The sequence below is a fragment of the Trichococcus ilyis genome (genome assembly GCF_900109135.1).
GTDB classification, from domain to species: Bacteria; Bacillota; Bacilli; order Lactobacillales; family Aerococcaceae; genus Trichococcus; species Trichococcus ilyis.
Genome location: NZ_FNYT01000001.1, coordinates 241,922 through 256,869 on the forward strand (window position 1 = coordinate 241,922; position 14,948 = coordinate 256,869).

Consider the following 14,948-nt stretch of genomic DNA (forward strand, 5'->3'; position numbering starts at 1 on the left):
AGAGATCAAACTGCGTATTTCAGCCTTTCTCATTTTGTACGTTAAAGGATATTCTGACTATTCCATCCTTTTTGGGGGAAGAATCGGGATTTGTCTTCTGACGGATGCGACCCGATCGAGATCCACCGACACGATCACGATTTCCTCCTCAAATCCCAGTTGGGCCAGAACGCTTCCCCAAGGATCAGCCACAATCGAATGGCCATAAGCATGGTAGCTGAAATCGAGGTCGCGGGCAGGGCTGACCCCCACCATGAACAGCTGGTTGTCGACAGCGCGCGCCCGGAACAGCAATTCCCAATGCGCCGGGCCGGTCGTCATATTGAACGCGGCGGGCACGATGCAGACGATCGCTCCTTGTTTCTGGAGCAGCTCCCAGTCGCTTTGGAAACGGATATCAAAGCAGATCCCCAAGCCGAACAGTCCGAACTCGGTCTGGAACACGCGCAGTCCGTCCCCGGGCGTCAATGTGTCGGATTCCTTGAACGTTTGCCCGCCATCAACCTGGATATCGAACAGATGGGTTTTGCTGTAGTCGTGGATTTCGTTGCCCTGGCGATCGAAAGTATAACTTGTGTTGTAGATCTTGTTGTCTTTGATTTGCGGAACCGATCCGCCGACCACATAGACGGTGTTTTCTTCCGCCATTTTCGCCAGCCTTCTGTAGGTTTCCCCGCCTTTTGGTTCTGCGTATTCTCGGAAATAGGCGTTATCGTACGGACAATTGAACATTTCCGGGAGAACCGCCATATCTGCCCCGCCTTGTGCTGCTTTTTTGACCAATTCTTCTGCCCGTTTTAGGTTCGTTTCCTTATCAGCTGTGACCATCATCTGAAGCAAGGCTATTCTCATGCTGTTCAACCTCCTGTTCGTTTCCATCAGTATAACGTGTAATCGATGCAGTGTCACAAAAAAGCAGACACGGCTGTGTTGCCGTCCCTGCTTTTCGACTCTAATAGACAACAACTGGCGTACCGACCGGATAACTGTAATAAAGCGTCCGGACCGCATCGTATGGTGTGTTCACGCACCCATGCGAGCCATAGTAAAGGTAGATATCGCCGCCATAGCCGTGCGTCTGCCAAGGTGAATCGTGGAGGCCGACCATATTGCCCACAAACGGGATCCAGAAGCTGACGGGCGAGGCATAATCCTCACCGATCAGAACGGACGGCGACTGTTTGTAGGGTTGGATGTAGAACAACCCTCGCGGTGTGGCATTATTGGCCGATGGTTTGCCTGTGATGACCGGAGAGGATACAATCTGCGTCTCTCCCTTATATGCCCATACGCTCTGTTGGCTCAGGCTGACGATGATATAGCTGTTTCCAATGTAGTAATTGACTCCGGAATTGCTGCGGAAATAGCCGTTGATCACTGTCCAATCCGGCCCTTTGGCATAGGTGGGCAGTCCCGTCAGCGCCGCTTTGTCCACCCAACCGATATAGCTGCCGTTCAGCGAAAGGAGGACGTAATGCCCGTCCGCGGATTCCTTGACCGCATCGACTTTTTGTCCGAGATAGCTGTCCGTGCTTGTCCGCCATTGGTATCCCGGATAGCCCCAAGGCAATGTATCGACCGAAAAACCTGCCTTCGCGATTGTCGGCGAATAGTTTACCACGGTCCCGCCGGAAATGTTTTGCGCCTGTGATCTGTAGCTGAAATCCCCTAAAGCTTTCTTGTCGATCCAGCCAAGTTTTTTGCCGTTCAGCGAAAGCAGCACATACAAGCCGTTGGCGGTTTCTTTGACGGCCTCAAATCGTTGTCCCAGATAGTCCGTTGAAGTGGCTATCTGTTGATAGCCGGCATAGCCCCAAGGCAGGCTGTCGATCGAATAGCCCGGTGCAGTGACCGTTGCGGTATAGGCGACAATGACTGCTGACGCGACATCCTGGAGTTTTGGCGGCACCGCAATATCTGCCAAGGCGCGCTTGTCGACCCAACCCAAGCGCTTCCCGCTGGAAGATATCAAAACGTATAATCCATCAGGTGATTCCTGGACGGCCTGGATGCGTTCGCCGATGTGGTTGCTGGTTGTGTCGATTTGTCCGTACCCGGCGTACCCCCATGGCAAGCTGTCGATGGAATAGCCAACAGCGGCTATGGTTGCAGTATAATCGACGGGTATTCCCGAACCCAACTCCTGTACTTTAGGTTGGATGTATATATCCGTCAACGCCCGTTTGTCGATCCACCCCAGTCTGTTTCCGTTCAGTGCGATCAGCGCATAAAGTCCGTTCGCCGTCTCTCTGACTGCCTGCACACTTTGATCCAGATAATCGCCGCTTGTGGCCATCTGAGCGTATCCGGCATAACCCCATGGCAAGCTGTCGATGGAAAACCCGGCTGCACCGATCCGGGCGGCATAGTCGACCGTCAGTGCTGCTGTAACATCCTGCACTTTCGGCGGACTGTAGATGTCCGACAGCGCCCGTTTGTCGATCCACCCCAACTTCACGTCATTCAGGGAAACCAGCACATACTGCCCGTTTGCGGTTTCTTTTTCAGCTTGTATATTTTGATCCAGATAATCTGTGCTCATTCCCATATACTGGTATCCAGCGTATCCCCAGGGCAGGCTATCAATCGAAAAGCTCTTTCCGGTGATGCGTGCAGTATAATCAACAGCAACCGCTGAGGGGAGATCTTGTACTTTAGGGATGAGGACAATTTCCGTCAACGCCCGTTTGTCGACCCAGCCCAATTTTTCGCCGTTCAATGTCGCCAGTGCATAAAGTCCGTTCTGTGATTCTTTGATCACTTCAACTTTTTGACCCAAAAAATCATTCGTCATGTAACGGAAGGCATAACCGGGGTAACCCCAAGGCAGGCTGTCGAGCGTAAAGTCCCCTTTGGCAATTATAGCTGTGTATAAAACGACTACGTCCGAAGAGCTTTCTTGTACTTCGGGTAGAATTGCTGCAGTGGCAGTCATTTCCAATGTCGGAGCGGACTCTGCGCTATCGGTTTCACTTAACTGAGGGACAGGATCGTTGGAACCCGGTATGGATCCACTCTCTGTGGAACTAGCTTCATCGCTTACAGGAATAATTTGTTCAGCTTCGTCAGAAGGAGCCGCCTCTGCTGCAGTTGATGAAGATGCTGCGGATTCTGCAATAGTATCGTCCGGCGGAACATCGGCAGCAGGGTTCGTTTCCTCATCAATAATGGTTGATTGCTCGATTATGTCTGGTGATTCTGTTTGGGTGGACTCGCCCCCATTGGCGCTGCTTGCATCCGTTCCGGTAGTATCTGCAAAAGCTGCGGGTGCTGGTGCCGCCAGCAGCACGGCTGCGGACAGACCGCAAACCATAACGGCACACCATTGAGCTTTGACTTTACGCAATTTTTTCATGACTAACCCCACCAATCTGTTCGATATTGTAAAGGCTTACGTTTTTAAAAAAAATTTAAGTTGCCGGCGATTCGGAAATAGACTCCATATATTCAGACTTCTTACATTCATTATATCAATATATATTTTATCTTCAATATATATAATCTATTTCCCGCCTGACAGTGAAAATTTTCTGACGGAATTTATAAAAGAGTCAGGCAGGACCCGATTGGTTTCTGCCTGACTCTTCCTTTCAGCTGAAATATCTGCATACAATTTTGCAGGACCGCATCATTCCGGATCGTACGCGTCACTGTTATAGTTGTTGAGCAAATCATTTGCATTTTGCGCTGCTTCGATGCTCTTGTTGTATTTTTCCAACTTCTGTTGGACTTTATGGAAGACGCTGCCCTCCGTGTATGTCCCATTTGTTTCGCGTTTTCCGCAGTTCAGCCCGGTCAATATTTCGATCCCATCCGCAACCGTTTTGACGGAATAGATATGGAATTTGGAATCCTTCACAGCCGCGATGATTTCTTCCTTGAGCATCAGATCGTCCACATTCTGTTCCGGAATGATGACTCCCTGCTCTCCGCTCAAGCCCTTTGATTCACAAAGATCAAAAAAGCTTTCGATTTTTTCGGTGGCACCGCCGATCGGTTGGATTTCACCCTTCTGATTGATGGAACCTGTCACAGCCAAGTTCTGTTTCAGCGGCACATCCGCCAGACTGGAAAGGAGCGCGTAAAGTTCGGCGCTCGAAGCGCTGTCCCCGTCGACGCCACCGTAATTCTGTTCAAAAGTCAATTGGGCGTTCACTGCCAGCGGTTTTTCTTGCGCAAACTGCCCGCCCAGAAAACCTGCCAACGTCAGTACCCCTTTTGAGTGGCTGCTTCCGCTCATTTTGGTTTCGCGCTCGATGTTCGTCACGCCATTCGAACCGATGTAGGTGCGGGCTGTGATCCGGGTCGGGTGCCCGAAGGCGTATTCTTCGGTTTGGATGACCGAAAGGCCGTTCACTTGGCCGACTACGGCATCCTCTGTGTCAATCATGATTTTGCCTCTCATCACCATTTCCTGGAATTTTTCCTCGATCATATTGGCCCGGTATTTCCTGTCCGCCAGCGCTTTTTTGACGTGGACATCAGAAACGATTGTCGCGCTCTCGTATTTTGCAATGGCGCTGGATTCATGGACGATTTCCGTGATTTCGTTGAATTGCGTGGACAGTTTGGTCTGATTACCCGCAAGGCGGGACCCGTACTCAATGATTTTCCCTAAGCCGCTGCGGTCAAAATGAAGGATTCCCGAATCCTCGCAGATCGAACTGATGAAGGAGACGTATTTCCGGATGTTTTCTTCATTGCGATCCATGCTGATATCGAAATCGACCTTTACTTTGAACAGTTTCCGGAAATCTTCATCATAGGTCAGAATGTTGTAGAATATCGGACTGCCGATCAGAATGATTTTGGCGTTCAAGGGGATCGTTTCCGGTTTAAGCGTCAAGGTCGGCACGTAGCGGTATTGCTCGCCGATATTCTCGATCAGGGCTTGTTGGTGCTTCAACACCTTTTTCAGGGCATCCCACATGAACGGATCGAACAGGACATCCTTCGCCTGCAGCACCAAATAGCCGCCATTGGCTTGGTGGATGGCACCGGCTTTCACCATAGTGAAGTCGGTCGTAGTGAACATGAATTGGTTTTTGTATTCGATTTTCCCGAAAATATTGTAATAGTTCGTAAAAGGCTCGATGATCGCCGGGGCGCCTTTGCTGTTTTCGTTGTTCACGAAGAGATTGACTTTGTATTTTATGAAGGGATCGCCATCATTCTCCTGCAACTGAAAAGGATTTTGCGCTTGCGGAGCATCGGCCAACCGGAAAATGATATTGTTCTCGGTGATGTCGGTCAGAACTTTATCCAGATAATCCTGGATTTTTTCCGAATATGCGTATTTTTCTTTTAATCGGGCGATGGGGGGCTCTGTCGCAAATCGGGTGATCTGCATGTCCAATTCCTTGAGCTGTTTATCGGCCTCTTTCTCGAGCGCACGGGAACCGCGGATGATTTCATCCAGCCTTTTTTCAAGCTTGTAGGTATTTTCATCAATGACTTTGCGTTCATCCGCCGAAAGTGCTTTGTATTCTTCCGGCGAGAGCTGCTTGCCGTCCCTGATAGGAATCAAGGCCACGCGTCCAGGTGCTTGCCTGACGATGAATCCCGCTTTGAGGGCTTCCTGTTCGATGCTCCGGAAAACAGCATCCACCTTTTCCTGGACCACTTGGATGATGGTGCCTTTCTGTTGGTCATAATCGCTGCTTTCGAACGTTTTCGGGATGAGGCTGCGCATATCCTCCACGAACTCGCTCATGTCATTGCGGAATATCTTACCTTGGCCTGCAGGCAGAGCCACCGCAATCGGTTTGTCCCGATCGGCAAAATTATAGATATAGCACCAATCATCAGGCGTATTGCCTTTCTCTGCCAATCTGGATACAACGGTCTGGACGTAGGTGCTCTTCCCGGTTCCTGGCGGTCCGGAAACGAAAATATTGTAGCCGGGAACCGCCATCCCCAAACCAAAATCCATCGATTTCACGGCCCGGTCCTGGCCGATGATGCCCTGCAATGGCGGAACATCCTTGGATGATTCGCAAAAATCCAGTTCACCGGTGTACAGATAACTCCAGCGCAGCTTCTCGACCGGGATACGGTATTTTTCTTCTAGAGACATGAAAAGGACTCCTTTACTGTTGGATTGCGCCGGTTACCCGGGCAAAAGTAATCACCAGGCAACAACGGAAAGCGTTATCATATTTCAACTCTATTGTATAACAATTTTGATGAGAAGTGGAATTTTATCGATTTTGATTTGATTGTTACACTATGACGCTGATTATTATTGCTTGAAAATTATCGTTATCCACTTTTCAGCTCGGACTTGCTGCGCTATACTGATGCAATAGGACGGAGGGACACACGAATATGCGTTTTACTTTTAACCCCAAATTAACAGCCTTATGTCTCTGGATGGGCGTGATTTTTTTCCTTTCCCACCAAAATGGTCAGGATTCCTCGCAAACGAGCGGCATCCTTCTGGAATTGCTGAGCCTGATTGGGATCGGTCCGGGAAGTTCCGTTCAGGGGGCGCTCAGTTACATAGTCCGCAAGGCCGGCCATTTCAGCGAATATTTGATTCTGGCAATCCTTTTTTTACGGTACCGCAAAGAGCAGGAACCGTCCTGGAAATCAGATTTTCACGCTTTGTTGTTCGTATTTCTGTATGCCTGCTCGGACGAATTCCATCAATCCTTCATTCCGGGAAGAGGTCCGGCCTTTTTCGATGTGATGATCGATACCGCTGGGGGACTTACCGGGATCATGCTGTATGAGTGGAAACAGAGACTGACGGTGCGGCAAAATAAGCTTATCTGCAGAAAATAAACAGGCATCCGCCAAAACTAAACGGATGCCTGTTTATTTTGTTGCAGTGGTTGATAGCACGCTAATTGATGTCATCTTTGGGCTCGTTGAAGACATAGACGTTCAGGTCGACAGAATCATCGTTGACACTTTTTGCCATGATGTGCAGTCCTTTGCAGAGCAATTCATCACCCTGGAAAACGGGCGTTACGCGATAACGGACCGTGGTTCCCGACTGGATCGCCTCGCTGATGATGTATTCCGAGGCAAAATACATGGCCGGGTAGTTGGCGTTGCGGTACAACGTCACCAGATTGCGCCAGTCCTCGCCGCTGCCGCCGAGCACATCCGCCAGCAGATGCCCGCGGTTCAGCTGCTTGGGATTGGAATCATTCTGATTGCTCTTCGACCAGCCAGTCGGCAGAATGCTGCTGTCTGCATCGGTACCGGTCTGGTACATTTCCGGCGTGATCATGGCATCCATAGTTGTGACCCGGTTCAGCTCATCCAAATCACCGTAGTTGACCCAGCCTTCTCCCTCAAAATGCAATTCCGATGCATCAAACGTACTTCTTCCTCCATTCAGTTCGAGAAAGTCCGCACCCGTGTATCGGGGCGCATCATCGGCGGAGAGAATGATCGAAGTGCCGGGCTTACCGGTCTGTTCTGAATTCGGATCGACCCCTTCGTGTATTTCGATCCAAGTAAGGACGAAAAACCATGCAAGCAGCAACAGAAGCCGCAAAAATTTGTTTTTGCCCGAATTTTTTCTTTTTGCCATTTGTTCCCCCCACTTAACAAGAATGAAAGCATTCATCCATTCTAACAGTCAACCATTGGGAGTGCAAACCGATTTCCGGCCGCAGTTATGTTCGAAAAAAAACGACCTTTCCTTTTGGGTGGAAAGATCGTTTCTTAACTATTATTCAGCTGCAGGGTCAGTCCGGACACTCGACCGGATATCGAATTTTGCGATCGGATCCGGTCCGCGCATGACTTCCCTTTTGATCTGGAGCAGGCCGTCCTCATTCACCCGCGTTTTCCATCTTACCAATTGGATCTGGCCGCCGGTGATTTCGATGGCGGTGATGCTGGTCGGATAGATGCAGCACCCCGAATTGAAATAAGGCAGATCTTTTGTCTTCGGATATTTGAAGCGGTGCGTATGTCCGCAGATCAGCATTTTTTCATGCTTCTGGATCCACTTCACGTAATTTTTTTCGATTTTATGCCGTTTGTTCATATTTTTCACGGGGCTCGTCGGACTTTTGACGCCGAAAGCATGCAGGAACCGCCAAAAATATTTCAAAGAGAGCATCGTCGGATACCACAGTTGATCGTTGGGCATATCCCCCTGCATGCCATGGACGACGAATATTTCCTGTTTCGTTTTGCGTTCCTTCAAAACCAACGCTTCGATCGGTCGGATCCCAGGGAGGAAATCATAGAAGAATTCGGTATACTCATCGTAGTTTCGGAAATAATTTTGCTCCACATACCATTGGCTTTTCAGGTAGATATTGTGGTTCCCGTAGATCATGATCAAGCGTTTTTCGTCATAAAATCGCTTCAGGACAGCGAATACCTCCGGATGGGCATTTTTGATGTGCTTGAACTCGTGATGCTCCCAAAGTTCATCACCGTCCCCGTTCTCAACGTAGATGAATTCGTTTTTGTAATAGTACTCCATCGCATGCAAAAAAATGTTTTTGTTTCGTGCGAATTCATCCGAAAGACTCCCATCGCCTCTGTGGCAGTCGCTCAAAAAAACATAATTGGAAGTATCGTCGATGTATTCGACCCTAGCTTTTTCGTAGGCCTCCGTCAGTCGTTTATCCGTAAACATGCACTCCACCCCATCTCACAGAATCCCATATCTATATTATAGTTCTCCAAGGTGGGAAGCGCCACTATTTAGCGCCTCAACAGCAGCATACTGGAAAGGACCATCACGCCGCCGATTTCCCCCCGATGTTGCCGACCGCGTGCTGCCCATCTACATACGCCATCACTAAGTCAGGATACACAAAAAAAGTGCCCCAACCACATCAGGAGCAATTCCTGTGGTTGGGGCACTAGCACGGTTCGGTATATCGCTTAATTCTGAAACACTGGTGTGGAAAGGTATCTCTCGCCGTTATCCGGCGCGATCGTCACTACCGACTTGCCGGCACCAAGTTGCCCGGCCAAAGCGATGGCTCCTGCCACTGCCGCGCCGCTGGAGATGCCCACCAGAATGCCTTCCTCTTTGGCCAATCTGCGGGTCATTGCGAAAGCTTCCTCACTGGAAACCTGGAAGACGCCGTCGAATACAGCTGTGTCCAAGACTTGCGGAATGAAGCCGGTACCGATTCCCTGGATTTTGTGCGGTCCTTTTTGGCCGCCGCTCAAAACGGCTGATTCGGAAGGTTCCAAAGCATATATGCCTACAGCCGGATTCGCTTTCCGCAACGCTCTCCCTACCCCTGTGATCGTGCCGCCTGTGCCGACAGCCGATAAGAAGGCATCTGGGCCGACGCCGCCGAAAGCTGCGATGATTTCCGGACCGGTCGTCGTTTCATGGATTGCCGGATTGGCTGGGTTTTCGAATTGCAGCGGCAGAAAATGGCCTGGTTGGGCTGCTATTTCTCTGGCTTTTGCGATAGCTGCAGGCATTCCCTCGGCACCCGGCGTCAGAACGAGTTCGGCGCCATAGGCCGAAAGCAACAACCGTCGCTCGATGCTCATCGTATCCGGCATCACAAATACGGATTTATAGCCTTTTGCCGCCGCCAACATCGCCAAGCCTACGCCGGTGTTGCCGCTTGTCGGCTCCACAATCGTGTCGCCCGGCTTCAAGATGCCATCTTCCTCTGCAGTTTCGATCATGTTCAAGGCGATGCGATCCTTTACGCTGCCGCCGACATTGAACGCCTCCAATTTCAAATAGACATCGGCGAAGCCTTCCGGTACGACACTGCTTAATTTAATGATTGGCGTATCGCCGATCAGCTCTGCTACAGATGATACTATCTTAACCATTATGATTCCCCCATTGAGTGTGTAATTTACGATTTTCTGTGCCAAAATTTGAGCGTGTTGCCATTTCCCTAACCTTGGGTGATAAGGGTAGCATAACACGCGAAACCTTTAGTGAAAATCAGACATAAACGAACAAGGGTGATCGGTTATTCCGAACACCCTTGCTTGCATATCCGATTGTCTTATTGTTTGTGCCCCATCAGTTGATCGATCGCTTCTTTTGCTTGTTTGTAACGGGCATAGTAGCTGAATTCGTCCTTATCGCCGATCCCTTTCGCATCCAGCAAGACCACTTTATCCATGTTTCCGCTGCTTGCGATTTCCTCCAGCATCATCTCATGGATGGTCGTCAAAAAGGCATCCTCTGAAAATTCCATATTGCGGTAGCCATCGTCGACATATTTCAGAGTCGGCGGCACAACCAGGATCAGGTCCCACAATTGGCGCGCAATAAAGGCGTTGGCCGACTGCTCCACTATCGCATATTCTGCCGAAGTGATCGCATAATCCTCATCCTCTGCGCCAAGGCGTGCGTAGACTTTTGTGACCATCACGTCCGTGTCCAAGATTGCCATCCCCTGACTGGCAGGATCCGCAATCGTGTCCCGGTTCAATTGGAATTGGCCCGTGACTAACCGCTGATAGTCCATGCCATCCAGCTCGAAATCATTCACATTCGATTCTTCCTGATACTGGCGTGAATATTCGAAACTGAAGGGGCAGGAGTACAATTTTGCCAAATCCTTGACCAGTGTCGTTTTCCCTCCGCTCGGAGCGCCCAGAACCAGCACCTTTTTCGTGAATGCCCGTCGGAAAGGCAAAGCGATGGCATTGAAATATCGCAAGGCGTCGTTGCGGATATTCAGGCCGGTAACCGGGTACAGACTTGTATCCACCAGATGGACTTCGTCGCTCGATTCTTTTTCCAATGCCTCAGCCTGCAACGTTTTCCCGGTATACCAAATCTTTTGAGCATCGCTACGCTGAAGCGAATCGGCTATCTTGAGGTTGATGATTTTCAGCCAGGACTCCCACTCGGTTTCTTTCTGCGGGATGCCTTGTCCGGCCGCCATCACGACATAGATCTGGTTATCATCGGCAAATAATTCGCGCATATAGCGGAATCGCCTGTAGACATCCAGACCGAACGGCTCGCCGCAATCACCATCTTCTCCGCAGACGATCACAACACACCCGTCGTTCTCTTTCTTGGCCTGCAGGATGACTTCCAAATGGCCGATATGGCAAGGGGCGAACGCCCCGAAAACGATGCCGATCCGGCTGCCGTTTAATTTATCCTTGTACAGATTTCCCATCTCGATTCTCCCTTCTGCAGAACGTATTCTATTCGGTGCCTGTCGTGCCTGTCACTAACATTCTACAACTTCCTCACCGAAGCGTATAGCAAGAAGGTCCACCCCCAAGGCCGGATGCGCAGAAAACCTGGGAGAGGACAAAAAAAGCAGGCGCTCAGATCGCTATGATCTTTGCGCCCGCTGGCTTATCTTTGAAACAGTACAGCTTCATGGCCGCTTTTGCTGATCGCATTCTTGGTGGTCGCTCCGATGGCGTAGAAAATCAGCGGTTTTTTATCGGATTTGTCATACACCGAAAGGAACCTAGTCCATGCAGATGGGCTGGCGAAGTAAACAGCGGACAGCTTACCCAAGTTGAGCAGCTCCGTCAATTCCGCTTTGCGTTCCTCCAGGAAGACATTATGGTACAGGACCGAACCGGTCACTTCGTTTTCGATCCCCAGGAGTTCCTCGATGGCATCATCGGCGAGTTGGCTCTTCGGATAGAAGATCGTCGTTCCGGCCGGGAAACTTTCCTGCCACGCGGAAACAAACTGCTTTTTTGTTTCCTGCGGGCTCACGAAAGCCACTTCAAAGCCGCACGCTCGGACCGCTTCGGCGGTTTTCTTGCCGATGACAGCTATCAGCGGATGCCGACCCTTGTCGATGACGGCCAGGACGCTTGCTACAGGCGCTTGGCTCGTGAAGAAAAGCCATTCGGCCGCATTTATTTTTGTTTTGATGGACTCCGTTATCGGCAACGGTTTGATTTCACATAAGGGTATTTCATAAAACCGATCGAACCCCTCTGCACGGAACCTCAGTTGATCCTCGGCATTCATGGATAATGGCCTCGTCAACAACAGCGCTTTCGTCATGGCAACAATTCGTCTGCGGCGCTTTCCGCCAGTTTCAGCGGATTTTCCCCGACATAACGCTTCGTGATTCCCGGTTCATCGATCGAATCGGCCAGGAATGCCAAAAATTCCCATTGCCCATCACCCATGCGATGGGCATAGCCGCCTATCGGCAAGTCGCAGTTGCCGTTGGCGCGGTGCAGGAAAGAACGTTCCGTAAGGCAAGCCAACGAAGCCGCTTCGTCATTGATGCCGCTGAGCAGCCCGATCAGTTCCTTGTCCTCTTCGCGGCATTGGACGGCCATGATCCCTTGTCCGATTGCTGGAACGCACACTTCCGGCTCAAGCATAAGCGTATGCAGCCCCTTCAGATAATCCATCCTTTCAAGCCCGGCTGCTGCCAGTACGATGCCGTCCAGCTTTTCTTCCTTCATCTTCCGCAATCGTGTCTCGATATTGCCGCGGATCGGCACAAACGACATGTTCGGAAATGCCGTCTTCAATTGGTTGATCCGGCGAACACTGCTGGTGCCGATCACCAAAGGCGCACTTGTGTCGGGGAAAGGCTTGTCGTCGTTCCAGATCAGGCAATCGAAAGGATTCGCCCGTTTTGGCGTGGCAACGATCGTCAAGCCTTCCGGCAAGCGGGCAGGCATATCCTTGAGGCTGTGTACGGCAAAATCGATCGTCCCATCCATCAGCTGGGCCTCGACCTCCTTCACAAATACGCCCTTGCCGCCGATTTGCGTCAACGGCACATGCACCAACCTGTCGCCTTTGGTGGTGATGCCGACAACCTCGACAGCAACGGATGGATCCACGCTTTTCAGAGCCTCGATGACCAATTCCGTTTGTTTCAGTGCCAACGCACTGCTCCGTGTTCCTACTTTCAGTTTCCTCATGCAGCGACCTCCCTTCTTACCCAATTATAGAGGACTTTCGCCACGATTCAAACGCAAATCATCATTTCTGCATACCGATTCTGTAAGCAAGGAAATACAGTCCACCCATGAAGAAGCCGCCGCCGACCAGATTGCCTATCCAGACGATGCTGATGTTCAGCATGAATTCCGTCCAAGTCGCTCCTCCGGCAAAAATCCCTGCCGGAATCAAGAACATATTTGCGACGACATGCTGATAACCGGCGACCACGAAAGCCATGATCGGCAGAAAGGTACCGAAGATTTTGCCGATGAAATCTTTGGCTGCATAGTTCATGTAAACGCCTGTGCAGACCAGGATGTTGCAGGCAACCGCTGAAAAGAAAAGCTGAACGGGTGCCACATCGATTCGGCCTCTGGAGACAGCGATCGTCCGATCGATGAAAGCTCCTTGCAGTGTGCCGGACAAATAGCCGAAGAAATATGCCACAAGCAAGGCCCCGATCAGGTTGAAGAGTGTGACGACCGCCATGTTCTTCAGCCATGCTTTTCCGGAAATTTCTTTTGCAAACAAAGCGAGCGACACGGAAAGCATGTTCCCTGTCACCAATTCACCGCCCACCAACAGCAGGCAAATGAGTCCGACCGGGAAAACCATCGCTCCCAACAGGTTGACGAGCGTGCCCCATTCGGTTGGCATCGAGCCCATAGTGCGGATCATGGCGACCCCCGCCAGTCCGATGAAGACGCCAGCCATGATGCCCAGTGTCGCCATCGTCATGATGCTGTAATCGGCTTTGTGTTTCCCTCTGATAATGGCATCTTCCAATAATTCTTTCGGGGTCAATGCTCCCATGGTGTTTTCCCCATTTCCGCTTCATATATTTTTTTTGCTGTTGCATCATCAAAGATGATGGTTTCGAAATGCTGTTCCGCCAAGTAGTGGCTGTTCACCTGATCAAAGCGGCGGTCCCGGCTTTCGCCTACTTGCACCCACCAGACGTCAGCGCCTTTTTGCGTCTCTTCCAGCAGCGCATCCAGATCCGGTTTCCGGCTTGATACGTACAGCTTGGATGCACCTTTTTGCGGCAAGTCCGAAAACCAGTCGAAACGTTCCCCGGCATGGACGACTTCGCCCAGGATGATCATGGCCGGATTCTCGATTTTGGCAGCACTGATTTTTTGCCTGATGTCCGCAAGCGTTCCTTGTGTTTTCGACTGCCTACCGTATGTCCCCCACTGGGTGATCAGCATAGGGGTGTCCGCTTTCAGACCTTGCGCCAGAGCCGCCGCCACAAAGCGGTCGAGCGCCTCCACCCCCATGTAAAGGCAGACGGTTTGGCCATTCAGCAATTGCTGGAAAGTGTTTTTTTCGTTGGCGATCAGCCGTCCGGTCGTGAAAGTCACCGCCGTGGCTACGCCTCTTTGGGTCAGCGAAATGCCGCTGTAGCTGGCTGTCCCGCTGGCTGCGGTGATTCCGGGAATGATTTCGAAACGGATACCCGCCTCCTGGCAGGCCTCCAGTTCTTCCGTCAGACGGCCGAAGATGGCTGGATCGCCGCCTTTGAGTCGGACGACCGATTCATGCGAGCCGGCTGTTTCGATCAGCTTCGCGTTGATTTCAGCCTGGTTGATCGAAGGTTGATCGGGCGTTTTCCCTACATAAATGAAAAGGCAATCCTCTTTGCAATGAAAAAGCAGCAACGGGTTGACCAGCCGATCGTAGATGACCGCATCGGCATGCTGCAGGAGCCGCACACCCTTCGCGGTGATCAATTCCGGATCGCCCGGTCCGGCGCCGACGAAATGGATCATAAGGCAGTGCCTTTCAGGTAGATGTTCCCGTCTTCCTGCAATAGCTCATACACCTTGAGTTGCCCTTCGTCCGGGTCCTGGATGCGGCCGTCGATCAAGGAAATCTTGTAATCCCGCAGCGGTTCGTAGAGGTATTCTCCGGATACGGTCCCTTCCAGAACGGGGCCGCCTGTCAGCGGGCAAAAATCTTCGATGGCCGTGATGCGGCCATCGGACAGTTGGAAAAGGGCCAGTTTTTTGCTTCCGATCGATACGGAGCGTCCGATCTGCGGCAGCAAGGTTTCAGTTTTGGTCAAAAATATTTTTTCTGTCAT

Annotated in this window: 13 protein-coding genes; 1 reads left to right on the top strand and 12 read right to left on the bottom strand. The window is 51.0% G+C overall.

Translation table 11 applies throughout. The annotated features are described in order from the left end of the window. Positions 1 to 57 precede the first annotated feature (57 nt). The 3 genes from BMX58_RS01050 to BMX58_RS01060 form a co-directional block, all read right to left on the bottom strand. Positions 58 to 852: a carbon-nitrogen hydrolase family protein gene (locus BMX58_RS01050; protein WP_204243732.1), complete on the bottom strand. Its 795-nt coding sequence runs from the start codon at positions 850 to 852 to the stop codon at positions 58 to 60. 100 nt (positions 853 to 952) lie between these two features. After that, positions 953 to 3,355: a L,D-transpeptidase family protein gene (locus BMX58_RS01055; protein WP_068620388.1), complete on the bottom strand. Its 2,403-nt coding sequence runs from the start codon at positions 3,353 to 3,355 to the stop codon at positions 953 to 955. A 273-nt stretch (positions 3,356 to 3,628) separates the two neighbouring features. Further along, the gene (locus tag BMX58_RS01060; RefSeq protein WP_068620386.1) at positions 3,629 to 6,076 is read right to left on the bottom strand and encodes an ATP-binding protein; all 2,448 of its coding nucleotides are present in this window, start codon (positions 6,074 to 6,076) and stop codon (positions 3,629 to 3,631) included. Between the two features lie 251 nt (positions 6,077 to 6,327). Here BMX58_RS01060 and BMX58_RS01065 point away from each other — a divergent pair, with 251 nt between their 5' ends. After that, positions 6,328 to 6,786, top strand: a complete 459-nt coding sequence (locus BMX58_RS01065) for a VanZ family protein (protein WP_068620384.1) — start codon at positions 6,328 to 6,330, stop codon at positions 6,784 to 6,786. 61 nt (positions 6,787 to 6,847) lie between these two features. Here BMX58_RS01065 and BMX58_RS01070 read toward each other — a convergent pair whose 3' ends face one another. From BMX58_RS01070 to BMX58_RS01110, 9 genes are all read right to left on the bottom strand, one after another. After that, positions 6,848 to 7,546: a DNA/RNA non-specific endonuclease gene (locus BMX58_RS01070; protein WP_068620382.1), complete on the bottom strand. Its 699-nt coding sequence runs from the start codon at positions 7,544 to 7,546 to the stop codon at positions 6,848 to 6,850. Between the two features lie 141 nt (positions 7,547 to 7,687). Next, the gene (locus BMX58_RS01075) at positions 7,688 to 8,611 is read right to left on the bottom strand and encodes a metallophosphoesterase (protein ID WP_068620380.1); all 924 of its coding nucleotides are present in this window, start codon (positions 8,609 to 8,611) and stop codon (positions 7,688 to 7,690) included. 251 nt (positions 8,612 to 8,862) lie between these two features. After that, the gene (cysK, locus tag BMX58_RS01080) at positions 8,863 to 9,786 is read right to left on the bottom strand and encodes a cysteine synthase A (protein ID WP_068620378.1); all 924 of its coding nucleotides are present in this window, start codon (positions 9,784 to 9,786) and stop codon (positions 8,863 to 8,865) included. A 182-nt stretch (positions 9,787 to 9,968) separates the two neighbouring features. Then, positions 9,969 to 11,102, bottom strand: a complete 1,134-nt coding sequence (locus BMX58_RS01085; RefSeq protein ID WP_068620376.1) for an AAA family ATPase — start codon at positions 11,100 to 11,102, stop codon at positions 9,969 to 9,971. A gap of 185 nt (positions 11,103 to 11,287) precedes the next feature. Beyond that, on the bottom strand, positions 11,288 to 11,923 hold the full coding sequence (locus BMX58_RS01090; protein WP_162268590.1) for a uroporphyrinogen-III synthase: 636 nt from the start codon (positions 11,921 to 11,923) through the stop codon (positions 11,288 to 11,290). Between the two features lie 32 nt (positions 11,924 to 11,955). Further along, positions 11,956 to 12,840, bottom strand: coding sequence for a hydroxymethylbilane synthase (hemC, locus tag BMX58_RS01095; protein WP_068620373.1), 885 nt, complete (start codon positions 12,838 to 12,840; stop codon positions 11,956 to 11,958). A gap of 61 nt (positions 12,841 to 12,901) precedes the next feature. After that, on the bottom strand, positions 12,902 to 13,675 hold the full coding sequence (locus BMX58_RS01100; protein ID WP_068620372.1) for a formate/nitrite transporter family protein: 774 nt from the start codon (positions 13,673 to 13,675) through the stop codon (positions 12,902 to 12,904). Next, positions 13,663 to 14,634, bottom strand: a complete 972-nt coding sequence (gene cobA, locus BMX58_RS01105; protein WP_068620371.1) for a uroporphyrinogen-III C-methyltransferase — start codon at positions 14,632 to 14,634, stop codon at positions 13,663 to 13,665. The genes BMX58_RS01100 and cobA overlap by 13 nt, the downstream gene beginning before the upstream one ends. Then, a complete protein-coding gene (locus tag BMX58_RS01110) occupies positions 14,631 to 14,948 on the bottom strand; it encodes a nitrite reductase (NAD(P)H) small subunit (RefSeq protein ID WP_068620370.1) in 318 nt (105 codons plus the stop codon). Before BMX58_RS01110 ends, cobA begins: the two co-directional genes overlap by 4 nt.